At 66.1% G+C, this 24627-nt stretch carries 16 protein-coding genes; all 16 read left to right on the top strand.

All coding sequences use genetic code 11. The annotated features are described in order from the left end of the window. Nucleotides 1–84: 84 nt before the first annotated feature. A complete protein-coding gene (gene gspG, locus ACREB4_RS01515) occupies nt 85–555 on the top strand; it encodes a type II secretion system major pseudopilin GspG (RefSeq protein WP_431586422.1) in 471 nt (156 codons plus the stop codon). A 25-nt stretch (nt 556–580) separates the two neighbouring features. Continuing rightward, a complete protein-coding gene (locus ACREB4_RS01510) occupies nt 581–1669 on the top strand; it encodes a type II secretion system F family protein (protein ID WP_431586421.1) in 1089 nt (362 codons plus the stop codon). Further along, nucleotides 1666–3216: a GspE/PulE family protein gene (locus ACREB4_RS01505; protein ID WP_431586420.1), complete on the top strand. Its 1551-nt coding sequence runs from the start codon at nt 1666–1668 to the stop codon at nt 3214–3216. Before ACREB4_RS01510 ends, ACREB4_RS01505 begins: the two co-directional genes overlap by 4 nt. Nucleotides 3217–3224: 8 nt before the next feature. After that, nucleotides 3225–4439, top strand: coding sequence for a hypothetical protein (locus ACREB4_RS01500; RefSeq protein WP_431586419.1), 1215 nt, complete (start codon nt 3225–3227; stop codon nt 4437–4439). Further along, on the top strand, nt 4436–4987 hold the full coding sequence (locus ACREB4_RS01495) for a hypothetical protein (RefSeq protein WP_431586418.1): 552 nt from the start codon (nt 4436–4438) through the stop codon (nt 4985–4987). The genes ACREB4_RS01500 and ACREB4_RS01495 overlap by 4 nt, the downstream gene beginning before the upstream one ends. Then, nucleotides 4987–5541 (top strand): hypothetical protein, encoded by a 555-nt coding sequence (locus ACREB4_RS01490; RefSeq protein ID WP_431586417.1) that lies wholly within the window; start codon nt 4987–4989, stop codon nt 5539–5541. Before ACREB4_RS01495 ends, ACREB4_RS01490 begins: the two co-directional genes overlap by 1 nt. Continuing rightward, complete coding sequence (locus ACREB4_RS01485) at nt 5538–7754, top strand: secretin N-terminal domain-containing protein (protein WP_431586416.1); 2217 nt, start codon at nt 5538–5540, stop codon at nt 7752–7754. The genes ACREB4_RS01490 and ACREB4_RS01485 overlap by 4 nt, the downstream gene beginning before the upstream one ends. Nucleotides 7755–7764: 10 nt before the next feature. Further along, a complete protein-coding gene (locus ACREB4_RS01480) occupies nt 7765–8244 on the top strand; it encodes a type II secretion system protein (RefSeq protein WP_431586415.1) in 480 nt (159 codons plus the stop codon). 8 nt (nt 8245–8252) lie between these two features. Continuing rightward, nucleotides 8253–8633: a type II secretion system protein gene (locus tag ACREB4_RS01475; protein WP_431586414.1), complete on the top strand. Its 381-nt coding sequence runs from the start codon at nt 8253–8255 to the stop codon at nt 8631–8633. Nucleotides 8634–8640: 7 nt separating this feature from the next. After that, the gene (locus ACREB4_RS01470; RefSeq protein ID WP_431586413.1) at nt 8641–9108 is read left to right on the top strand and encodes a hypothetical protein; all 468 of its coding nucleotides are present in this window, start codon (nt 8641–8643) and stop codon (nt 9106–9108) included. Nucleotides 9109–9172: 64 nt separating this feature from the next. Next, nucleotides 9173–9994: a LuxR C-terminal-related transcriptional regulator gene (locus ACREB4_RS01465; protein ID WP_431586412.1), complete on the top strand. Its 822-nt coding sequence runs from the start codon at nt 9173–9175 to the stop codon at nt 9992–9994. An 8-nt stretch (nt 9995–10002) separates the two neighbouring features. Further along, nucleotides 10003–10863 (top strand): ankyrin repeat domain-containing protein, encoded by an 861-nt coding sequence (locus ACREB4_RS01460; RefSeq protein WP_431586411.1) that lies wholly within the window; start codon nt 10003–10005, stop codon nt 10861–10863. 384 nt (nt 10864–11247) lie between these two features. Beyond that, complete coding sequence (locus tag ACREB4_RS01455) at nt 11248–12174, top strand: PEP-CTERM sorting domain-containing protein (protein ID WP_431586410.1); 927 nt, start codon at nt 11248–11250, stop codon at nt 12172–12174. Nucleotides 12175–12272: 98 nt separating this feature from the next. Then, entirely contained in the window at nt 12273–13586 is a 1314-nt protein-coding gene (locus ACREB4_RS01450) for a hypothetical protein (RefSeq protein WP_431586409.1), read from the top strand. A 122-nt stretch (nt 13587–13708) separates the two neighbouring features. Further along, nucleotides 13709–15325 carry a ShlB/FhaC/HecB family hemolysin secretion/activation protein gene (locus ACREB4_RS01445; protein ID WP_431586408.1) on the top strand — a complete coding sequence of 539 codons (1617 nt, stop codon included), beginning with the start codon at nt 13709–13711 and terminating at the stop codon, nt 15323–15325. Nucleotides 15326–15353: 28 nt separating this feature from the next. Next, on the top strand, nt 15354–24627 hold a 9274-nt coding region (locus ACREB4_RS01440), incomplete at its 3' end, for a filamentous hemagglutinin N-terminal domain-containing protein (RefSeq protein ID WP_431586407.1).

Here is a 24627-nt window from a genome sequence, read left to right as displayed (position 1 = left end):
TGGCTGTCATCAAGTTGTCAGCGTAGTCCAATAGGATCATTTCAAGCCCTGTATCCCTTGCCTCGGGGCTTAAAGGAAGCCCCGATGACCAAGTGCCTGACACCTCGCCCGGAGGTGTTCGCTGATCCCGCCACTGCCCTGACAAGCCACCGTCCCTCACGCGGCTTCACCCTGCTCGAACTGCTGGTCGTGCTGGTCATCATCGGCCTGCTGGCCGGCTACGTGGGTCCCAAGTTCTTCGCGCAGATCGGCAAGTCCGAGGTCAAGACGGCCATGGCGCAGATCGACGCCTTGGGCAAGGCGCTGGACCAGTACCGCCTGGACACCGGCCACTACCCCGCCACCGAGCAGGGCCTGAACGCCCTGTGGGTCAAGCCCGGTGACGAATCCCGCTGGTGGGGGCCCTACTTGCGCAAGGCGCCACCCAAAGACCCCTGGGGCCGCGAGTACCAATACCGTGCCCCCGGCGAGCATGGCGACTACGATGTCTTCTCGCTGGGCAAGGACGGGCGCGAAGGCGGTGAAGGAGAGGACCAGGACGTCACCAACTGGTGATGCCACTGGCCCTGCGAGCATCACCATGAAGCGCGACACGCTGATGAAATTCCCCTGGTTCAACACGGCCGCCCAGGCGCCCGTGGGCAAGGACTTCCCGCGCCAGTTGTTCTGCCAAGAGATGGCGGTGCTGCTGGACGCCGGCATCCCGCTGGTCGAATCCCTGGTCACCTTGCGTGAAAAGGAAGCCTCGCCCGACGTCGCCAAAGTGCTGGCCCTGTTGATCGATGCGCTGACGCAGGGCAAGACCCTGGCGCAGGCCATGCGCACCATGCCCCTGGCCTTCAGTTCCTTGCTCATCGCCTCCATCGAAGCCAGCCAGCGCACCGGGCAAACCCCGCAGGCCCTGCGCCAGCACGCCACCTACCTGGCCTGGATCAGCGGCCTGCGCAACCAGCTGGTCAGCGCGGCCATCTACCCGGCCATCCTCATCGGCGCAAGCTTCCTGGTGATCACCTTCCTGACCGTGTTCGTGGTGCCACGCTTTGCCGAGATCTACGAAGGCATGGGCGGCGACCTGCCCTGGCTGTCGGGCGCTTTGCTCCGCACCGGCAAGGCCGTGGGCGACCACCCCTGGCTCGTGATGATGGGCTTGGGCGCCCTCGTGGCTGCGTTCATGGCGGCATGGCGATCGCCCGTGGTCCGCGCGGCGGTGGCGAACTACCTTTGGCGCCTGCCCTACGTGGGGGAGCGTCTGCGCCTGGTCGAGCTGGCCGCCTTGTACCGCACCCTGGGCCTGTTGCTGCAAGCCGGTGTGGCCGTGGTGGCCGCGTTGGAAGCTTCGCATGAACTCGTGGCCGCCTCGTTGCGGCCAGCATTGGCCCAGGCCACGCAAAGGGTGCGCGAAGGTGCACGCCTGTCGGAAAGCCTGCAGCAGTTCGAGCTGACCACGCCCGTGTCGCTGCGCATGATGCGCGTGGGCGAGCACACGGGCGAACTCGGCCCCATGCTGGACCGCGCGGCCACCTTCTACGACGAAGAGTTGGCGCGCTTCACCGACTGGATCGGCCGCGTGGTCAGCCCGGTGTTGATGCTGATCATGGGCGTGTTGATCGGGGGCATCGTTGTGTTGATGTACCTGCCCATCTTCCAGGTGGCGGAGCAGATCCAATGAGCGCGCTCCTGAAGCCATCGGCGGCGCATGAGGTTTTCACGCCCGAATGGCAGCGCTGGCCGCTGGCCCAGGCCATGCGCCTGCGGGTGGTGGTGGCGCTTGACCAGCGCCAGGTGCTCTGGGCCCTGACCACCACGCCCGACGACGTGATGCTGCGCGAAGCCGTGGGCCGTCGCGTGGCGCAGGCCATCCGCTGGCGCGGTGTGTCCGAAGACATGCTGGCCGGCCTGCTGGCCCAGGGCGAGCAAGACTTCGACGCGCGGGGCACCCTGGCCCTGGCCAGCGCCGAGGGCGACGCCTCCGAGAAGCTGGATGCCACGCACGCCTTGTCGGTCGACACCATCAGCCGCCAGAGCAGCCCGGTGGTCAAGATGCTGGACGCCACCTTGTTCGACGCGCTCAAGGCCCAGGCCAGCGACCTGCACCTGGAATCGACGGCCACTGGCATGGTCATCCGCCACCGCCTGGACGGCGTGATGGTGAAGGTGGGCGATGTCGTCTCGCGCGAGGTGGCCGAGCAACTCGTGTCGCGCCTGAAGGTGATGGCCGAGCTGGACATCGGCGAGCGCCGCCTGCCGCAAGACGGCCGCTTCAAGCTGCGCGTGCAGCAAAGTGTGGACAGTGGCGTGCGCGATGTCGACTTCCGCGTCTCCATCATGCCGTCCAGCTTTGGCGAAGACGCCGTGCTGCGCATCCTGGACCGCTCGCGCCTGTCGACCGAAGCCGAGGCCTTGAGTCTGGAAGGCCTGGGCTTCGACGCGGATGACAGCGCCGTGGTGCGCCGCCTGGCGGGCAAGCCCTACGGCATGCTGCTGGTGACTGGCCCCACCGGCAGCGGCAAGACCACCACGCTCTATGCGGTGGTGCAAGAGATCAACGATGGCCGCGACAAGATCATCACCATCGAAGACCCGGTGGAATACCAGCTGGGCGGCGTGGTGCAGATCCCGGTCAACGAAAAGAAGGGCCTGACCTTCGCGCGTGGCCTGCGCTCCATCCTGCGCCACGACCCGGACCGCGTCATGGTCGGTGAGATCCGCGATGCCGAGACTGCGCAGATCGCCTCGCAAGCCGCGCTGACCGGTCACCTGGTGTTGTCCACCATCCACGCCAACAATGTGTTCGACGTGGTGGGCCGCTTCATGCACATGGGGCTGGACCTCTACAACGTGGTGTCGGCCCTGAATGGTGTGGTGGCGCAGCGCCTGATGCGCAAGCTTTGCCAGCACTGCGCTCGGCCTTGGCTGCCGCAAGCCAGCGACCTGAAAGCGGCGATGCTGCCCTTGGACACCCATGGCAACTTTCACCAGGCGGTCGGTTGTCCACACTGCCGGGGCACGGGCTACCGGGGGCGCAAGGCCATCTCCGAGATCCTGTTGATGGACGACACCTTGCGCGACCTGATCGTGACCCGCGCCTCGCTGATCAAGATCAAGGCGCACGCGCGGTCGAGCGGCACCAGGTTGTTGCGCGAGTCCGCTTTGGCCTGCGTGCTGCGCGGCGAGTCCACCCTGGATGAACTGAACCGCGTGACCCTGGCCGAATGATGAACCCGATGAAGCGCTGGCGTTCGCACACGCTGTTCTTGAGGCCACCGACGGCCCAGGCTGGGCACGAGGCGGCCTTGGCCGAGTGGGCGCAATGGTGCGCGCAGAACGCCGGCAGCCGATGCGAGCTGGCCTTGTCGAGCCATTGGGTGATCCCGTGCGCGGGCGCGCCAGCACAGGCGCTGGCGCAGTGGGCGCATTACATGGAGTTGAGCGAGGCGACCATCGACCAGTCCTGGGTGCTGAGGTCGGTGGTCGCACCCGACCTGAGTTGCATCGCGCCCCGTGCCTTGGTCGAGGGACTGATGCAAGCGGCGCGCTTGCATGCGGTGAAGCTGGAATGGGTCGGCCCGTGGTGGGCCTGGGCTGTGCAGGCCTGTTGGCAGGCGCCGCCAGACGCGTCCACGCAGACCCTGCAGGCTTTCGAGCCCGGGATGAGCACATCGTTCAAGGCGGAGATTGGCGAGCGTGGGCAGCGCACCTTGGTTCAGGCCTGGACGCAGGCCCATGAGGAGGGTCAGGAGCCATCGGAGGCCACGTTGGACAGCGAGGGGGGCGTGCGGATCGAGGCCGGTGTTCCTGCAGACAGCGTGCTCGTCGAATGGACCCGCCCTGAAACACCACGCTGGAAGGCCCATTGGGCCGAGGCCCTTGACTTCGTCGGGCCGCGGGTTCGCGTGGCGATGGGGTCCTGGGCCTTGCTGGTGGGCGCACTGGCCGCCAGCATGGCCGTGGCGGAACAGGCGCAGACCTTGGCCACCGCCCAGGACGACGTGCAGACCACCTTGCGCCGACTGGAGCGTGCCCAGCATCAGAAGGCGTTGGCCCTGGCCGCACCCCGCGCGGCTTCGTCGCCCCACGCGACCGATCCCGCGCTGACCCCTGCTGCCTTGAAACAGGCCGCGCGCGTGTCCCAGCTGCTGGCGTATCCCTGGCCAGCGGTGATCGGGCGCCTGGAACAAGCGGCCCAGCAAGAGCGCGCCGTGTTGATGGGGTTCAGCCTGGACATCAACAGCCTTGGGGGGGGCAAGCTTGATGCGCTGCCGCCCGCCCGTTTGCAGGCGGCCTTGCCCGATGACGCCGCGGCCCTGCGGTGGGTGGCGGCTCATGGCGAAGGCGCGCAACTGGTGGGCCGTGATGCCCTGGCCACGCCCTTCGACACTGTGCAGGGGCACTACGCCTTGCGGGCCGAGGCGAGCTGGGCAGCAGGAGCAGGGCCATGATGCTTCACCTGCTCAAGCGCCTGGGCCTGCCGGGTCTGGTGGGGCTGCTGGTGTTGGCCGGTGCCGGCTGGGGTCAGGCGGTGTGGCTGCCGCGACAGCAGGCGGAAGCCGAGGCGCAGGCCTCACGGGCGCGCCAGTTGCGCCATGAACTGCTGGCCGCCGATGCCACCGGCGCCAAAAGGGCGGCGGAGCGCGTGCTCACGCCCGATGCGGCCTGGCAATCCCTGTGGTCGCAGTTGCCGGACTCATCCCAGCGCACGGCGCTGCAGTCACAGGTGCTGTCGTCGGCCCGTGACCAGGGGCTGAGCCTGAGCGCGGTGCAGTTCAAGGGCGGGCCCGAGGGGCCGCCAGGTCTCTGGCGGCAGCGCCTGACCATGCCGGTGGAAGGGCGCTATGCCGATGTCCGCGCGTGGTTGGCCCTGTTGCTGAGCGAGCCAGCCTTGAGCCTGGACGCGGTCGATCTCCAGCGCACCGATGTCATGGGCGATGCGGTCAAGGCGCGCATCAGCGTGTCCTTGTGGTGGCGCAACGGTGGAGGTGCCCGCTGATGCGCGCTCCGATGCTGATGGGCCTGATCCTGGCGCTGGCTTTGACGGCCTGGGTGGCCCTGCAAGAGGACGATGCGGCGGTGGAACCCACGCGTCGCGCGGATGCGCCTTCCCGGGTGCCTGCCCCCGGCCAACGCGCCAGTGCCGGCAAGGGAAAGTCACCGGCAGCCGCCGTGAAACCCGACGCCAGCCAGGCGCAGTTGTTGGTGCAAAGCGTGGCGCAGTGGCAATCCCGCCCGGCGTTGGCCCCCTGGCCGTCGGACCAAGCGAACCCCTGGGCCTCGCAGCGCCCGCCGCCACCACCGCCTGCCCCCGTGGTCACGGCCGAGCCGCCACCGCCGCCCATGGCACCACCCTTTCCCCACGCCTGGGTCGGGCGCTTCGATGACGAGGCTCAACGCGCGGTGCTGACCGGCGGCGATGCCACCTGGGTCGTCGCGGTGGGCGATGTCATTGATGGGCAATGGCGCATCGACCAGATCCAGGAACGACAGATGAGCCTGACCTACCTGCCTTTGCAGCAACGCCAAACGATTGCCATGAAATCACCATGAAGTACCCCATCCCATTGGTTCGGCGCTTGGCGTGGCTGGTCTTGAGCCTGGCCACCGGCTTCCTCGCGGCCTGCGCCAACCCCGCCTTGCGCGACGCCCAGGACCTGAGCCAGGCCGGCCAGCATGAAGCGGCACTCGCACGCCTGCAGGAAGCCTTGAAGCTTCAAAAGGACGACCGCCTTCTGCGTTCGGCCGTGCTCAAACAGACCGACACCACCGTGGCCTACCTGGTCTACCAGGCCGATGCGGCACGCGCGGCGGGCCGGATGGACCAGATCGAGTCGGTCTTGCGGCGCATGGAAGTGGCCGCGCCGGACCACCCCCGCACCCAGTGGCTGCGCGGCGAAGTGGAGCGCCTCAAACGGCACCAGCGCCTGATGCTCGACGCCCAACAGGCCATGGACGCCAAGACCTACGAGCGCGCCGAAGTCACCTTGCGGACCATCCTGAGCGAGGACTTGGGCAACACCACCGCCCGGGGCATGCTGACGCGCATCGAGGAAATGCGCGCCGACCAGACCCGCCGGGCCAGCACCTTGCAGCTCGCCACGGCCGGCAAGCCGATCACGCTCGAGTTCCGTGAGGCCTCGCTGCGCACCGTCTTCGAGTCGCTGGCACGCGCAGCGAATGTCAACTTCGTGTTCGACAAAGATGTGCGTGGCGATGCCCGCGTCACCCTGTTCCTGCGCAACACCACCGTGGACGAAGCCATGCGCGTGATCTTGAGCACGCAGCAACTGGGCTCCAAGCTGCTCAACGACAACACCATGCTGGTGTTCCCCAACTCGACCCAGAAGCAGCGCGATCTGCTGGACACCGTCACCCGCAGCTTCTACCTCGTCAATGCCGATCCCAAGCAGGTCCAGACCATGATCCGCGCCGTGGCCAAGTCACGCGACATTTATGTCGATGACCGGCTCAACCTGGTGGTGGTGCGCGACACGCCCGAGGTCATGCGCCTGGTCGAACGTCTGGTGCAAAGCGTGGACCTGCCCGACCCCGAGGTCATGATGGAGGTCGAGGTGATGGAGGTCTCCAGCAAAAAACTGATGGAGATCGGCATCACGCCGGTGGACAAGGCCAGCTACGGGGCCTTGCCCAGCTCGATCACGACGCTGTCATCACTCAAAGGCTTGCAGTGGAGCACCAGCAACCCGCTGGCCGTCGCCACCTTGCGCGGCACCAGTGGTAACACCAACATGCTGGCCAACCCCAAGATCCGCGCCCGCAATCGTGAGAAGGCCAAGATCATGCTGGGCGAGAAGCTGCCGGTCTTCACCTCGAACCTGGTGGCCGGCACCGGTGGTGGCGCATCGACCACCATCACCTACCTGGACGTGGGCCTCAAGCTCGACATCGAACCCCAGGTGCAACTGGACAATGACGTCACGATGAAGATCGCGCTGGAGGTGAGCACGGTCACTGCCCGGGTCGACGGCCCCGCGGGTTCGGGCTCGTCCGCTTACCAGGTGGGCACGCGGCAGGCCACCACCACCTTGCGCCTGAAGGACGGCGAGACCCAGATCCTGGCCGGTCTGATCAACGACGATGAAAGCCGAAGCTCGGCGGGCATCCCGGGCCTGCACGACCTGCCCATCGCGGGACGCCTGTTCGGCACCACCAAGGACGAGCACAACAAGACCGAGATCGTGCTGCTGGTGACGCCGCACATCATCCGCAACCTGCCGCAACCCGATACCGCCGGCTCGGCCATGCCTTCGGGCACCGAGGCCCAGCCTGGTGCTGCCCGCTTGTTGATCAGCGAAGGCACGGCGGGTTCCAATGCAGGGCCGGGTTCGGCGGGCGGGCGTGGCGGGGGACAGGGCAGTGGTCGCCCTGGTGCGGCCAGCCGGTCGCAGCCCGAGATCACCGGTCCCGAGGAAGTCATGCCAGGTGCCTCTTTCCAGGTGACCGTGCGCAATCCGACGACGACCACTTTGCAGACGACGGTGTTGTTCGACCCGCAATGGATCGCGGGACCACCGGGTGGTGAAAATGGCGTTGCGGTGGAAGTGCCACCCCAAGGCAGCCGTGTGATCACCTTGTCGGCCAAGCCTGCCAGCGTGGTGGCCGATGCCACGGTGAGTCTCGCCAGCGGGGGCATCCTGCAACTGCGCATCCGGCCACCCGGCGCCGACCTGCCGTCGGCGGCGGATGCGCCAGTTCAGCCGACGCCCGAACCGGCGCCCGCCTTGCCCGACAATGACCGTTGAGGCTCAGCTCATGCGTCCCCATCGCCAACGCGGCTTCACGCTGATTGAAATGGTCGTGGTGGTGCTCATGGTGGGCATCCTGGCCAGCGCGGCCATGCCGCTGGCGGCTTTGCACAAACGCCGTGCGCAAGAAGCCGATCTTCGGCAGGCCCTTCGCACCTTGCGCACCGCGATCGATGCTTACAAGCGGGCCTGGGACCTGGGCCACATCGAGAAGAAAGCCGATGAATCGGGCTACCCCCCCAACCTGGAGGCGCTGGTCAAAGGCGTGCCCGATGTGACTTCGCCCAATGGTGAACGCATCTACTTCCTGCGGCGCCTGCCCCGTGATCCCATGGCCGATGACCCCGCGGTGCCGGCGGCATCCACCTGGGGTCTGCGCAGCTACGACAGCCCACCCGACGCACCTGCGCCGGGCAAGGATGTGTTCGATGTCCGCTCATTGCGGGAAGGTGTCGCCATCGATGGCACCCTTTACCAGGATTGGTGAGCGCCGCCATGAGAAGAAAACAAGGCTTCACCCTGATCGAACTCATCGTGGTCATGGCCATCATCGCCTTGCTGGCCAGCGTGGTGGCGCCGCGCTACTTCCGTTCGGTGGACAACGCCCGCGAGGCCAGCCTGCGCACCTCGCTCAACGTCATGCGCGATGCCATCGACAAATACCTCGGTGACCGTGGCCGCTACCCCGACTCCTTGGATGAACTCGTGCAGCGGGGCTACATCCGGCAGATCCCGCAGGACCCGGTGACTGGCCGTCCCGACAGCTGGCAGATGTTGCCGCCGCCCGCCGACAGCATGAACCAGGGCGGCATGGCCGATGTGCGCAGCGGCGCCACGGGCAAAGGCCAGGACGGTACACCGTTCAGCGATTGGTGAGTGTCCCATGTCACGCCGTCATCGACCTCGACCGCGCCCCCTGGCGGGCTTCACTTACCTGGTGCTGCTCTGGTGGATGGCCATCAGCAGCATCATGCTGGCGGCGCTGGCCCAGCAATGGTCCGTCGAATCGCGGCGGCAACGCGAGATGGAACTGGTGTTCCGGGGCGAGCAGATCAAAACCGCGCTTAAAAGCTACCTGGACAACTCTCCTGGTGACGCCAAGGCCTTGCCTGCGCGCCTGGAAGACTTGCTCGAGGACACGCGTGGCCCCGCCGTGAAACACCACCTGAGGCGCTGGTGGCCCGACCCCATCACCGCTGAACCCTGGGGGCTGGTGCGCGAAGGCGAGCAGATCAGGGGCGTGTACAGCCGGGCCACGCAGTCGCCCTTGGGCGCGCCCGACGGCGTCAAGCGCTACGAGGACTGGCGTTTTGAAGTGGACGCGGTGGCGGTGGTGCCGCTCGGGCCCTGACGGTCCGTCAACAAACCGTCATTCGTCCTGACTAGACTGCTTCGTCTCTGCCACCGACCTCACCATGTCCCCAACCCACATTGCGCCAGAAAGCTCCGAGTGTCTGCTGCGCATCATCGAGGCTGCGCCGCAGGTCTGTCGTCGCTACCAGTTCTTCGCCTGGACCCAGGGCGATTTGCAACGGTGGTTGCCTCACAAGATCCTGGTGTGCGGCGCGTATGACCGTGATCGGCGCGACCTCGTCTTCGATGTCTTCAACAGCGTGACGCTGCCCGAGCCATTGATGGGGGCCTTGAAGGACGCGCGTTCGCCCTTGACCGCGGCGGCCATCCAGACCTGGCGCAAGGGCCGATTGCAGCCCGCCTTGTTGAGCCTGAGCCTGGGCGGCGGTCACGACGAAGTGACCGAAGCGCTGCTGGCCGCGGGCTACGACCAGCTGCTGGTGCATGGGCTGTGCCGACCGGGGCGCCCTGAAGAGATCGAAAGTTTTTTCATGCTGGCGCACCCGAGCCATCCTCACGGCGAAGCCTCCTTGCAGGCCTTGGGCATGCTGCTGGCCTGCGTGCACATCACCTACCAGCGCGTGTGCGTGACCGAGCGCCAGATGTCCAGTCCCCGCCTGGCCTCATCGCCGCAGACCTTGGCCTACCAGCGCCAGGTCGCCATCACGCTGCGCGAACGCGAGATCCTGGTCTGGGTGCGCGACGGCCTGAGCAACCAGCAGATCAGCGAGAAGCTGGGCATCAGCGCGCTCACCGTCAAGAACCATGTCCAGAAGATCCTGCGCAAGCTGGGTGCGGCCAACCGCGCGCAGGCCGTGGCCAAGGCCATGACCATGAATGCACTCGGCTCGACCCAGGTGGGTTCGGGCGACTCCTACATCTGATCCATACCATGCGCGCATTGCTGACGGCCTGCCTTCTGTCCATCGCCACCACCTCATGTCTGGCCCAGGTCCACCACGCCCAGGATGCCAGCGAGTGGGCCTCATTCGGGGTGCCGGCGGCGCAGGCCGAGCGCACTGGTCCAGTGGCCGACCACCAGTTCCAGGTGCTCAAGCAGACCGGCCCTTGGCGCCCCGAACCGGTGGGGACGGTGGAGGCCAGCGAGCGGCAACTGCTGACCCTGATCCGCCAGGGACGCGCCGCCGAGGCCCTGGCGCTGCTCAAGCATTCCAATCCAGACCCGAACGCCACCGATGAACTCGGTGCCACGCCTTTGAGCCTGGCGGCGGCCGCCGGTTTGGTGGAGTTGGTGAAAGAACTGCTGCGGCGTGGCGCGCAAGCCGATCAGCGCGGAGCTGGGGGCATGGCCCCGCTGGGTGCTGCTGCCTTTCAGGGACACGAACTGGTCGTGCGCGAGTTGTTGCGCCAAGGCGCGCGCACCGATGTGGCCAGTGCCACGGGGCAGTGGCCTTTGCACCTGGCGTGCGCCACCGGGCAGCAGCGCGTGGTCAGGCAACTGATGGCGGCTGGGGCGGACCCGCGCGCGTTCAACCGGGAAGGCCGCCATGCCTTGGCCGAAGCCGCTTACTTCGGGCAGATCGGTGTGCTGCGGCAGTTGGCCGATGCCGGTTGGCCATTGGACATGCCTGACCAACACGGCCGAAATTCCCTGCATGCGGCCGCCCTTGGGCAGCAACGCGAGGCCGTGGCCTGGCTTGAGCAGCAGGGCGTCGGGCCCACCACGGTCCTGACCCAGGTGCTCCTGGACCAGTCCGACCAGTGGGGACGCGAGACCGTCACCCATCCCTGACCACCCTCTCGCCTGAGCCACGCCACCACGGTTGATCGCCTGGTGGCGTTTTGCATCCAGGGCCGGCTTGTTTCCGTGATTCCCCCTGTTCAAGGGGTGTGCCGGCCGCGCCTCGGGTCACGGGCGATTGGTCATCAATGGTGGTCCGAACGGCTCATGAAGTTGGTCGAAGGGGAGGCGCGACACGTCATCGCGCGTGGCTATCTTGGCGGTATCGGTGCTGGGGCGACGCCCTGGACGTCCGAATGGACCATGGTATTGACCCTCGCACCCGCAACGTCTGTCACACGCGTTTCCGACACTCCAGCCACTCGAGCCGGCCGTCAAGGCTCGTGTGCATACCAGGCTTCAACCCTGTCTCATTCCATCCTCGGAGAACATTCAATGAAACTGCAAACCATCGTGGCCGTCGTGGCCCTGGCCGTCACCGGCATCGCCAACGCTAGCATCAACCAAGCCACTGGCGCCACCAGCACCACCGCTGGCGACGGCTCGCTGATTTTTGTCAATCTGGACAGCACTGGCGACAAGACCCAGTCCCTGACCGTCGACCTGGGCTACACGCTGAGCCAGTTCGCCGCTGGTGCCGCTTTCACGGGCGCCAACCAAAAGATCGTCTGGAACTTCAACGACAACACCATCACCCAGAATGGCACCGTGCTCGCTGGCATCACCAACGCCTGGGCCGCTCAACGCAGCATCTTCCTGGCCAACTCCGACGCTGGCGAAAGCAAGTGGGCCATCCTGGCTGGCTCGCAAAAGAGCAACACCCCCGTCAAGTTCCTGGCTTCGGGCACGCCCGATGACGACCTGCTGACCCAGCAAGGTGGCGCCAACACCGCCAACTTCGTGCAGATCAACACCCCCCTGGTCAAGACCCTGGTCGATGGCAACAAGGGCACGATCCTGAGCGCGGACAACGGTGCCTACGCCGCTGGTTCGACCGACTCGTCCTACGTTGGTGCCACCACCACCTACGGCACGACCGACTTCAACGGCTGGCGCAACAACATCAAGTGGTCCACTTGGTCCGACGACGGTGCCAGCACCAACCTGACCCAACTGAACCCCAATGGTTCCGAAGTCCGCATCGGCGACAGCAGCCTGTACGAAGTGGCCGCTGGCTTCCAACTGGACACCAGCAACACGCTGAATGGCCAGGCCACGTTCACCTATGACTCCGCTGCCGGCACCCTGACGTACCAGACCGCCATCATTGCCGCTTCCGTGCCCGAGCCAGAAAGCTACGCGCTGGCCCTGATCGGCCTGGCCGCCGTGGGCTTCGTGGCCCGCCGCCGCGCCGCCAAGTAAGCAACACGCCTTCGCGAATCGCAGGGGCCGGGCCTTGTCCGGCACGGCCCCTGTGGCGCCCACCTGCCCCCGTCTGATTCCCATTCCAAAGGTTTGTCATGAAACTCACCCAAATCGTCATCGCTTCGTTGGCCCTGGTCGCCATGGCCGAGCAAGCACAAGCCGTCACCCGCGTCAGCGGCGCTTCCGCCACGGCCGTCAACGTCGTCGAAGCCCTGTCCACCAACAACGTCTGCCCCAGCAACAGCGTGCTGGTCTACAAGCGCGGCACCTCCACGTCTTCCCTGGGCAACAACTTCACCGTCAAGTGCACCAGCGGCAACTTCGGCACCTCCGGCGAGAACGAAGTTCAGTTCGACGTGAACGGCGGCTCCCTGAACGCCATCCTGTTCTCCACCGCTGGCGCTTCTGAAGCCCTGGCTGGCAACGGCGGCTTCCTGCCGTCGACCACCACCGGTTGCACGGGCGTGGCGGGCACGGGCGCCCTGGCCTTCCTGACCGGCACCAAGCTGCAGAACTGCGCTGCCGCCGCGCCTCTGACCTCCGGCAAGTCCGCCGGTGGTTTCCTGGACGTTGAGCCTGCCCTGTTCAAGGCCGCCAACCTGATCTCTGGCAACTACACCGTCAAGCCCGCCACGTTCAGCCAAGTCTTCGGCGTGGCCGTCAGCAAGGACCTGTACGAAGCCCTGCAAGGCGCTCAAGGCCTCACCGTTGGCATCGCCAACGCCACGCCCGCCAACCAGCCCACGATTTCGAAGTCGCAACTGGTCTCGCTGATCAGCAACTTCGACTTCAACGACGCCAAGAACCTGGGCCCCAAGTTCCTGGTGCCGGGCACCGCCCAGACCAACCTGACCTACTGCCGCCGTCCCAACACTTCGGGCACCCAAGCAGCGGCTGAAGCCTACTTCCTGGGCAACCCTGGTCTGACCGGTCCTTTGGCTGGCGCGCTCACCATCCACGATCCCGTCAATGACGGCGACGCCGATGTGGTGGCCGACAACGGCACGGGCAACACCGTGACCTACAAGATCAACAGCACATCTGGCAACGTTCGCACCTGCCTGGACGCCGCTGGCTTCGCCTTCGGTTTCCTGTCGGCCGAGAACAACCCCGTTGGCACCAACAACTACCGCTTCGTCAAGCTCAGCCAGGCTGACTTCGCCGAAGGCGTGGCTGGTTCGTCGCAAACCGCTTCGGCCATCAAGGGTGCTTACGACTACGTTTTCGAAAGCGTGCTGTTCAACCCCAACGCCGCCACCACGGTGGCCGGCAAGGTGCTGGACCTGATCAACAAGTCGATCAAGACTGGCCCCACGACCCCTGGCGTTTTCCTGAACGTCAACTCGACCACGCCTGAGTCGCTGTACACCCGCGGCGGCAACTCGCTGGCGCCTTACGCCACGAACTAAAAAACAGTCCTTCACGTCCCGGCGTGTTTCGCATGCTGGATTCGTGAAGCGCACTGGCCCGTGAATGTGTTGTTGGTGCAGTCCCCACCCCGTGGGGACTGCTCGTTTGTGTTTGAAGCGAAATGAAAAAACTGGCCTTGAGTTTGGCGTGGTGCCTGTGGGCAGGATGCCCTGCGCTGTCGGTGGCAGCGGATGCCCGCGTCGACTTCGACGTGTTGGAGTTCGTCATCGAAGGCAACACGGTGCTGCCCGGTGATGTGGTCGAAAAGGCCGTGACCCCGTACATGGGCCCTGGCAAAACCTTCAAAGACATCGAGGCTGCCAGAGAGGCCCTTGAAAAGGCCTACCAGGATGCCGGATTCTTGTCCGTGGTGGTGAGCCTGCCGAACCAACGGATCAACGCCGGCGAGGTGCGGCTGGAAGTGACCGAGGCCTCGGTCGAGCGCCTGAACATCGCCGGTGCCACGTACCACCTTCCCAGCAAGCTGCGCGAGCAAGTGCCCAGCCTGGCGGCCGGGAAGACGCCTTATTTTCCGGAGGTTCAGCAAGAGTTGGGCCGCTTGCAATCGGCGGACGTGCAGGTCACGCCGCTCATCGCCGCAGGCGCGGAGCCCGACAAAATCCAGGTCGATCTGAAGGTGCAGGACAGCCTGCCTTGGCACGGCTCCCTGGAGGTCAACAGCGGCCAGAGTTTCAACACCACCCAGGGGCGGGTGCTGGCGGCACTGAGCTACGGCAACCTGTTCCAGCTCGGCCACCGCATCAGCCTGAGCTGGCAGTACGCTCCGATGAGACCGGGCGACGCCAACTCGCTGTCCTTGATCTACAGCGTGCCCTTGAATTGGCGCGACGAGCTCATCGCCTCGGTCAGCGACAGCCAGAGCGACACCCCGATCAGTACCGGCAGCGGTGGCAGCACCTTGACGCAGGGCAACACCTTTGGACTGCGGTGGCAACGTGAACTGGACGCGCTGAACTGGCCGGTGCGGCACAACGTCTTCGCAGCCATCGACTACAAGAATAACCAGGACAAGACCGGCATCACCGCCGAACTGAGCAGCGACAAGCCCGCCTTGAAATACACGGTGCTGTCGGCGGGCTACAGCCTCTCCTGGCTCGGCAGCGAGGACCGCACGGTGGGGGTGTCGACTTCGGTGGCGGCCTCGTCCGAGAGCTTGTCGGGGCGCGAGGTCGACTGTGACGGGCGGCGCCTTGACCAGTTCGAGTGCAAGCGCCAAGGCGCCAGCCCGGACTTCATGGTCTGGAAGGCCGGCCTTGATTACCACGGTCCCGTTTGGAGAGGCTGGCGGATCAACGCCAGTGGCGACGCGCAGATCTCTTCAGGGCCGCTGGCGTCTGGGGAGCAGTACACCTTGGGTGGCCACAACACGGTGCGGGGCTACTACGACGCCGAACAATCAGGCGACTGGGGTTGGGCTGCGCGCCTTGAACTGGAATCACCTCCATGGTTGGCCTGGGGAAGCTGGCGCTCCACGGGGCTGGCATTTTTTGACCGGGGGTTTGTCTTGTTGAAGGAACCTCAGGCGGGCCAGACCGCTCGCGTGCATTTGGCCAGCCATGGCCTGGGTTGGCGCCTGGACAACGGCCAGGGCCTTCAGGTCTCGGCCGACGTGGCCATGCCCATCCATGAAACCAGCCGCCCGGCGGACAGCGGTGGTCACGAGGTGGCGACTCGACGTGAACCTCACTGGTACTTGAGCATCCGCCAAGCCTACTGATCGACCAAGCAAGCAAGGAAGTATCGCCATGAACAAGCAAGTGCATCGTCTGGTTTTCGACCGCCGCCGTGGCATGCGTGTGCCCGCCGCCGAGCATGTTCGGTCGGCCGGCAAAGCCGGTGGTGGACAGACCCGCGCCGTGGCGCTGGCTTGCGCCATGACCCTGCTGGCCATGGCGGACGAGGGCGTGGCCGGTCCCCGGTCGCTGAGCGCGTCCATCCCCCGCTCGGCGACGGCCTGGACGGGCCGCACTACCACGAAGAACACCAACGACAATCTGCCAGTGCGCAGCCCGTTGGGTTCCTCGCGGCGTTCAGGCGACACCCGGGCAGAAGGCTTCGGCATCACCTACCTGCCCGATGGCACCAGCATGCGGGTGGACCAGACCGACCGAAGCATCATCATCAACTGGGACAGCTTCAACATCGGGCGCGGCTACAGCGTGCACTTCCAGCAGCCCACGGGTGGCGCGGCGCTGAACAAGATCTGGGACCTCAACCCCACGGTGATCCTGGGCAAGCTCACCGCCACGGGCGAGGTGATTCTGGAGAACACCAATGGCGTGATCTTCGGCCCCACGGGCCGCGTCGAGACCCAGCGCTTCGTGGCCACGGCCTTGTCCTTGAGCCGCGATACTTTCCTGAACGGCATCCGCAACAATGCCAAGGGCGAGGCCATCTTCGGCTCGGATGCCGATTCGGCCAAGGGCTTTGTGTCCGTCGAACGCGGTGCTGAGATCAAGGCGCTGGCGGGTGGCGACGTGATGCTGATCGGCCCCAAGGTGTACAACGAAGGCCGCATTGAAACGCCTTCCGGCCAGGCCATCCTGGCCGCGGGCCAGAAGGTCTACCTGTTCAACACGACCGCCGACCCGGCGCAGCGGGGCCTGCTGGTGGCGGTGGACGCCTTCCTGCCGGGCGCCGATGGTGCCGCGCCCTTGCCCGACGGGACCAACACCGTCGAACAGGCCGAGGGCTTGCCTTACCAGCCGCCAAGTGAAGTTGGCGGCACGGAGGCCCTGGCCCAGAAGATCAACGCGATCGTGGCGGAAAAAGGCAGCATCAACCTGGTGGGCATGACCATCCGCCAGAACGGGGTGCTGAGCGCGACCACGGCCGTGAAGGGCCAGAACGGCGCCGTCTACCTGCAAGCCAGCAAGCGCACCGACCTTGCCTATACCAGCAACTCCGAAGGCTACCGCTTCGCGAGCGAGCTCGGCTCGGTCGAGCTGGGCAGCACCAGCCGGACCACTGTCACCGCCGATGCCAACGCCAGCGCCACCCAGAAAGACGCGGAGACCTTCAACCGTTCGCGCATCCAGGTGGTGGGGCAGGACGTGCGCGTGGCCAGCGGCGCCCAGGTGGTGGCCCATTCCGGCGAGATCGGCCTGACGGCGGTGAGCCAGGTCAACAGCGACGGGCAGGTGATGGGCATCCCCACCTTGGGCCAGGGCGGCGCCGATGGCAGCCACCTCGTGGTGGACAGCGGTGCGCTGATCGATGCTTCGGGCGAGCGGGATGTGGTGCTGAGCATGGCGCGCAACCAGCAGGCGGGCCGCTTGTTCCAGATTGAACTGGCGGACTCGCCGGTGCAACGTGGCGGGGTCTTGTATCGCAGCGCGGTGCAGTTCGATGCGCGCGACCCGGTCCAGGTGGCCAACGTCAAGGGCTTTTACAGCGCGATCGAACGCAGCGCGCAGGAACTCTCGACCAAGGGCGGCAAGGTGACCATCCAGGGGCAGGGCGATGTGGTGGTGCTGGACGGCGCCAAGGTGGATGTCTCAGGTGGCAGCGTCAAGTACCAGGATGGTGTCCTGTCCACCTCCTACCTCCGCCAGGGCAATCGCCTGGTCCGTTTCAGTGACGCCAAGGCCAACCAGAAATACGACGAACTGATCACCGGTCAGAGCGGCGCGGTCACGCCAGGTTATGTGGAGGGTGCCGATGCCGGCTCCGCCCAGGTGGCAGGCTTTGGCAAGACCTACGCCGGCCTGTCGGGCTTCAAGGCCGGCGTGGTGGTGGGGCCGCGCCAGCGCGGCGGCCGTGTGGCGAGCAGCTATGCCGCCGATGTTCTCAAGAACAGGCCCGATCTGTACAGCACCTTGCGGCCTCAGGCCGGTCTGATCACCATTGGCAAACTGGGCGGCAACATCACCACCCCCATCTGGTTTGGCGGGCCGGTTCAACTGTCCGCTCAACGGGCCCTGCCTTTGGGTGAGGTGCCGGAACTGGGCACGCCCGAAGCCGATCAGTTCTTCGCGGCCCTGCCTGCCGTGACCGAGGTGTCCAGCGCCGAACTGGGCCAAACCCAGCTGGGCCAGCTGACCCTGATCGGCGCCCAGGACATCACCATCGGCAAGGACGTGGCCTTGAACCTGGGGGCTTCGGGCATCTTGACCCTGCAGACGGCTCAAAGCGTGTCGGTGGCCGGCGCCCTGAGGGCAGAAGGTGGCGCGGTGAATGTCCTGGCCAAGGCGGGCGATTTCACCCTGGCCGAAGGTGGCGTGATCGACTTGGCGGGACGCCAGTTGGACGAACTGGGCCGCGCTTCAGGCAGCGACCCCTTGTCGGTGGACGGCGGCAAACTGAGTGTTCAGGCGCATGGTTCGGCGGTCTTCTCCGAGGGCAGTGCCGTGGACGTGTCCGCCGGGGTGTGGCGCAGCGCCAGCGGTGCCCTCAGCAAAGGTGTGGCCGGCGCGCTGGATGTGAAGGTCAATCAGGGCCTGCTCTCTGGCGAGGCGCCCACAGGTCAGATGGTGGCAGGGGGGCAATGGTCGGCCTACGACTTCCAGTCGGGCGGCACGTTGAGCCTGTCCGGCATGCGCACGCTGGCCATTGGCGATCAAAACGTCGTGGCCAAGGATGGCGGACTGGCATTGTCTTCCAGCTTCTTCTCGGACCATGGTTTTGGCACATTCAAGTTGTCGGCCTTGGGGGATGTGGACGTGCTGGACCGCGCGAACGTCCAGCCGGTGATCAAGAATCTGGCCATGGCGACCAGCCGCGTCAGCCGCGGTACCGAGCGCCTGACCACCGTTCAGACGCTGGCCGATGTGGACCGCCAGGCCGCCACGTTGCACCTGGAAGCCAGCAGCACGCCCTTGGGGGTCGGTGGTGAAGCGCTGCCCGGCTTCGAAGAGGGTGGTCGCCTGACCATTGGCCGCGATGCGCGGGTGGATGTGGGCATGGGCGGCACGCTGTCGCTCAAGGCCGGCCGCAGCATGCTGGTCAACCACGATGCCGAGCTGGTGGCCCATGGTGGCCAGATCGCACTGGCTTTGGCCGGCACGCGTGAGAACACCCAGCTGACCCCGGAAACCTCCACCAACACGGTGGGCTACCTGGCCGATCAAGAGATCAGGTTGGCGGCTGGTTCGCTGTTGGACGTGTCGGGCACAGCCCTCACCACGGCTTCGCGTTCGCTGGGCACCGGCAAGGTGCTGGGCGGGGGCACCGTGAACCTGAACTACACGCCTGGCACCGCCGTGCGCGGCATGGTGGTCACCGAGTTGGGGTCGAAGATCAATGTCAGTGGCACTTCGGCCGAGCTGCGTCTGGACCGCGGGCAGGTTTCGCGGGTCAGCAAGGGCGCGGGCACCCTCAACGTGGGCGCAACCGATGGCTTCCTGCTGCAAGGTGAGATGGTGGCGGACCGTCCGGATGCCAGCGTGAGCGCGGGGACGTTCAACGCCTCGGTCAGCACCGAGCGCTCCAATGACTTCGTGAAGACGGGAACGACGGCCTACCCAGGCAGTGAGCACACGCTGATCCTGGAAGCCAGCGAGGCCAAGGTGGCGGAGCACAACACAGGGCATTTGAAACAGGGTGCATTTGGGCAAGGTGTTGTGTCCACGGAGCAACTGGCCAAGGCCGGCTTCGAACGCATTCAGCTGCGCGCCGATGACGGCATCGTCATGGCCGAAGGCAGTCAGTTGGTCGCGGGCGAAGGCAAGGCCGCCTTGAGTTCGGTCATCCTGAACACCCGGGCACTCAAGGTGCTCGGCCAAGCCCAAGATGCCCATCGGGTGCAGGCTGCCTATGTTTCCCTGGGTGACCGCGACCTGCAGGTCAGGCCTTTGCCAACCCCCGCCGGTCCGCCCCAGGCGGTGCTGGGCACAGCGAAGCTGGACGTGTATGCCGGCTTGATCGAGGTCCATGGCCACAGTGCCTTGCAAGGCCTGGACACCACGCTGCTGTCGGCCACCCTGGGGGCCGATGGCGTCGTCGGATCGCGCCGTGATGGCGAGGTGCGGTTCATCGGCCGGGCCTTGACGGGCCAGTCGGCGCTCACGGGCAGCTTGAACTTCGATGGCGACCTCGAGATTGAGGCGGGGCAGGCCTATGCCAGCACCTTGTCCAGGTTCACCGTTCAGGGCGTGCTTGGCAAAGCCGCCGATGCCAGGCAGTCGCGCCTGACCGTGTCGGGCCCTCGCAACGGGCAGTCGTCCACCAGCCGGACTCCGATGTCGGCCTTGGCCAGCCTGAGCTTGCAGGCCCACGACGTGGTGATCAAGGGCGTGGTGCGCCAGCCTTTCGGCACCATCGACATCCTGGCCGAAACCCGCCCGGAACTGCGCGCGGGCAGCCTGCTCTCGGTGTCGGGGGATGGCGTGACGGTGCCGGTCGGGACCACGGTGAACGAGCGTGAATGGGTTTACTCGACGACGGGCACGCTGGGCGGCGTCGACCCCAAGGCCGACGGCGTGCAGGTGCTGGATGGGCTGAGTGTCGACAAGGGCATCACCGTCAAGGGCCAGGGCCTGAAGATTGATGGCACGTCGGAGTTCCAGGCGCAAGCCGGTGGCGATCTGCTGGCTTGGGAGTTCATCGCCGGGGTGGGCGGCAGCACCGACACCTTGAACCGCAAGAACGTGTTCGCGATCCTGCCCACTTACCAATACGACTTCGCGCCGTTCGACACCGAGATCAACGCCTCGACCCTGGCGGCGGGGACCACCCTGAACGCGGGTGACAAGGTCACGGTCAACACGGACAACGGCGTGCTGGCCAAGGGCAGCTACACCCTGCTACCCGCCCGCTATGGCGTGCTGCCCGGGGCCGTGCTGGTGTCCGAGACCAGCCTGCCCGCCAACGTGGCTGCGCCGACGGGCCTCGCCCAGGACGACGGCAGCGTTTTCGTGTCGGGCTACAAGTCCACGGTGGGCAGCCAGGGACGCGGTGGCAACGACTCGCGTCTGGCCTTGCTGCTGGAGCCGGAGTCCACCTTCCGGGCCAAGTCGACCTTGCAGACTACCTCCATCAACGAATACTTGGCCAGCCAAGCCGGGAAGGCCGGCCAAGCCATGCCCAACCGGCCAGGCGATGCGGGCCGGGTTTCTTTGATCAGCACCACGGATTCGTTCGACTGGTCAGCCAAGTACCAACTGGGTGGTGCGTCAGGCTTTGAAGCGGGGGCCTTTGACTTGGTCATGCCGAACATGGCAGTGGTCAAAGAGGGGGAAGCCGCGCCCAACGGGTTTGGCGCGGTCACTGTGAACGCCCTGGAGGCCCTGGCGGAAGACTCGGGCGCGCGGAGCATTCTGCTGGGGGGCACGCGTTCGGTCGGGCTCGATGGCGCCACGGTCACGACATTGGCATCGTCGGTGCTGTTCAACACCAGCGTTTCGGTCAGCGAATTGCTGGCCGTGGCCAAAGACCGGGTCGTCGTCGCCGAAGGCGTGACCTTGAAGGCTGAGGGGGCCGCGAGCGGGCATGCCAATCGTTTGGAAATGTCGGGACAAGGTGCGGCCTTGGTGCTCAGCAACCGGCTGGGCACGACCATCACGCGCGATCTATCGGGCAGCGCGGATGACGCCGGCCTGGGTCAACTTGATGTCGGCAAGAAGGTGACGATCACGGCGGTGGCGGCGCAGGTCGATGGGAGCCGCCTGGTCAAACTGGATCCAAGCTTGAACCTCACGGCCCAATCCTTGGGCCTGGGTGCACCGCGCATTGCCATCGGTGGCGCGTCTGAGGACCAGAACGCCCTGGTGGTCGGGGCCAAACTGCTGGAGGACAAGAGCCGCCTGCAGTTGCGCAGTTACAGCAGCATTGACCTGATGGGCGGGGTGGGCATCGGCCAACTGGCGAACGACGGCACGCCCACGCTGCAGAGCCTGGTGATCGACGCACCGACAGTCCGTGGATTGGGTAAGGCTGACGATGTGGTGTCGGTACAGGCCCAGCATGTGAGTCTCCTCAACGGTTCCAAGCTGACACCCGTGGCCGCTGATGAGGTCGGGACCAGCAAGCTGGTCATCACCGCTCGGCCACCGGTCAAGGACGCGACGGCCGAAGGCATCGCCCTGGGGGGAGGACGGCAGCGTTTGGCCTTCACCTCGGCGGACCTCAACACGACCGGAGACGTGGTGTTTCATGACGGCGGTGCCGTGACCGCGCAAAGCGATGTGACGGTGAGCGCCGCTCGCGTCACCGCCAACACCGCGGCTCGGCAAAGCCTGGACAGTGGCGGTGTGCTCAGCATCCGCCAAGCCGATGCCAAAACGGCGCGCACCCTGGGCGACCGGGTGGGGGCCGGCGCCCAGTTGAGCTTGTCGGGCCAGCGCGTGGTTCAGAGCGGCACCATCGATCTGCCTTCGGGGCAACTGAACATCACCGGGCGGGGCCAGGTGGGCAATATCGACACAGTGGTTTTCGACGCAGGCTCCAAGACCCTGGCAAATGGTTTCGTGGTCGGCGAGGGCCAGGTTTGGGCCACCACGGCCCCTGGGGGCAGCATCAAGGCCACGGCCGAGCAAGGCCGCCTGGTGCTGGGTGGTCTGCTGGACGTGTCGGTGCCGGTGTCGACCGCCAGCACTTCCACGACCTCCGCCACCGCGGGCTCGGTGACCCTCATTGCCCACGGCGAAACGGGCGCGGGCGGAACCTTGGTGATCAAGGATGGCGCCCAGATCAAGGGCGGTGCCGCAACCCATGCCAACTCTGGCATGGCCACGGTGGACGCGCGTCACCTGGACAGCGGCAGTGCCTCTGCGGCTGCGGCCGCGGGCGCCAAAGGCACGCTGGACAACCTGGCCAGGCTGCTGAACGATGGTGGGTTCCACCGTGAAATCGACGTCCGAGTGCGCGAAGGCAACCAGTCGCTCAACAACGGCCTGACCGCTGCCCGGGTGATCCTGAGCGCCGATGCGGGTTCGCTGACCTTGAAAGAAGGCGCGAGCATCGATGCCACGGCGGTGCGTGGCGGCGTGGTGCAGTTGTCTTCCGGTGGCGACCTGAGCCTCCTCACTGGTGCCCGCATCAAGGCCGATTCATCCGCGGAGGCCAGCGTGGGTGCCAATGGTGGCGACGTGCTGCTGGCCTCCAGCGGTGGCAAGGTCGTCCTGCAGAAGGGCGTGGCCATCAGCGCGGGCGGCGATGACGAGCAGGATGGTCGGGTGGTGATTCGTGCGCAGCGCGATGACAGCCAGACGAGTTCAGCCGAGCAGCGTTTGAACGTGAGCCTGGACGCCACTACCCTGGCCCAGGTCAAGGCAGGCCAGGTCGTCATCGAGTCCGTTCGCACCTACGAGGGCACGGCTCTGGCCGCAGGCGCCAGCCAGGACTCGGTCCTGGGTCAAGCCACGTTGGAAAGCGATTCCGACACGTTCATGGCGGGCAAAGACGCCTTGTTGGCGGGTCTGGGCCTGGGCGGCCTGGCGAAGGTGCACCTGCGTTCCGGCGTGGAAATCCGCGCTGCTGACAGCTTCGACATCCTGGACGACTGGAACCTTTGGGATGCCACGCACGCGGGTGGCGAGTCCATCAGCTTGACCATCCGGGCCAAGGGCGATGTGAACGTCAATGGCACGCTCAGCGATGGTTTCGCGGCGATCACGCCGACCATGATGGCGGTGACCGATCCCAAGAAACCGACGACCAAGACCGAGGTGGCCACCCCCATCCTGGGCGATGGCGCATCTTTGCGGATCACGGCGGGTGCCGACCTGAAGGCGGCCGGGCTGACCCAGACCAATGGCGCGGCTGAATCCGGTTCGCTGACCGTGGCGGGCGACAAGATGATCCGGACCACGTCCGGTTCGATCGAGCTGGCCGCGGCCCGTGATGTCACCCTGGGACAGGGCAACGCGCAGGCCGTGGTGTACGTGGCTGGCAAGCCTTCCGCCGCGCCGGCCGGCATGAGCAACAAGGCGGCCAGTGTCTGGGCCAGCTACGGCGTCCGTGGCGGCCGCCTCGACGTTCATGCGGGAGGCAACATCAAGGCGCCAGCCGCCTCGCAGTTGTTCGGCAACTGGCTGTACCACTTGGGCGCGGGCTCCGCGACCTCGGCCTACAAGAACGTGGAATGGTTCACCGCCCTTGGCAGCTTCAAGCAAGGCCTGGGATCGATGGGCGGCGGCAATGTTCGGGTGGTGGCCAGCGGCGACATCGATGAACTGGGTGTGGTGGCGCCAACTTCGGCGAGGACCGTCGCCGTGGTCGGAACCAATGGCGAGGCCACCACCTACCGACAGGTGGTGGAGAACGGTGGCGACGTGCTGGTGCGCGCTGGGGGCGATGTCCATGGCGGCGTCTACCTGATCGGCCGCGGCGATGGTCGGGTGGAAGCTGGTGGCAGTGTCACGGCCGGCCTTGAATCAGGACTGGCCCCGATCCTGGGCCTGATGGATGGTCAATGGGCCGTGCAGGCTCACGATGACCTGCAACTGGCTGGCATCTACAACCCCACCGTGGTGAGGTCCCTCACCAAGGGAAGCAAGCCCAGGGTCGATCAGGCCAACGCCGGCGCGTACTTCACTTATGGCGATGCTTCTTCGCTGTCGCTGAACAGCGTGCGCGGCGACGTGGCCTTGACCGGCGCCCTGACCAGCGAGTTGCTGGTGTCGTTGCACAACGACGCCAGTCCTTTGAGCGAGCAGATCGATTTCAAACCCGCCGACGAGGAGGCCAACCCCGTGCTCCTGGCCGTGGCCCCGCCCACCTTGAACTTGACCTCCATCGAAGGTCAGGTGTCGATGGACGATTCGATCAATCTGATCCTGTTCCCGAGCAAAACCGGCAACCTGAGCATCTACGCGGGTGGGGATGTCCGGCTCGCCAAGGTGACGATGGGCGACTCGGACCCGGCCAACTGGACCAACCTGACCGTGTCGCGCCCCACGATTTCGAGCGCCGCCAGCTATACCAGCGACATCACCGGCAACAACCTGGAGGCGCTCAACACGGTCAACCACGCCAGCACGCTGCACCAGGACGACAGCCAGGCGGCTTGGGTGCACGCGGGCCAAGATCTGGTGGTATCGGGTGGCAATGGCCTCAGCATCCCCAAGGCGGCTGACATCC

This window comes from Aquabacterium sp., assembly GCF_050725395.1.
GTDB lineage: Bacteria > Pseudomonadota > Gammaproteobacteria > Burkholderiales > Burkholderiaceae_C > Aquabacterium.
Note: the sequence above shows the minus strand (reverse complement) of the source record. Positions and strands in the feature narration are given on the sequence as shown.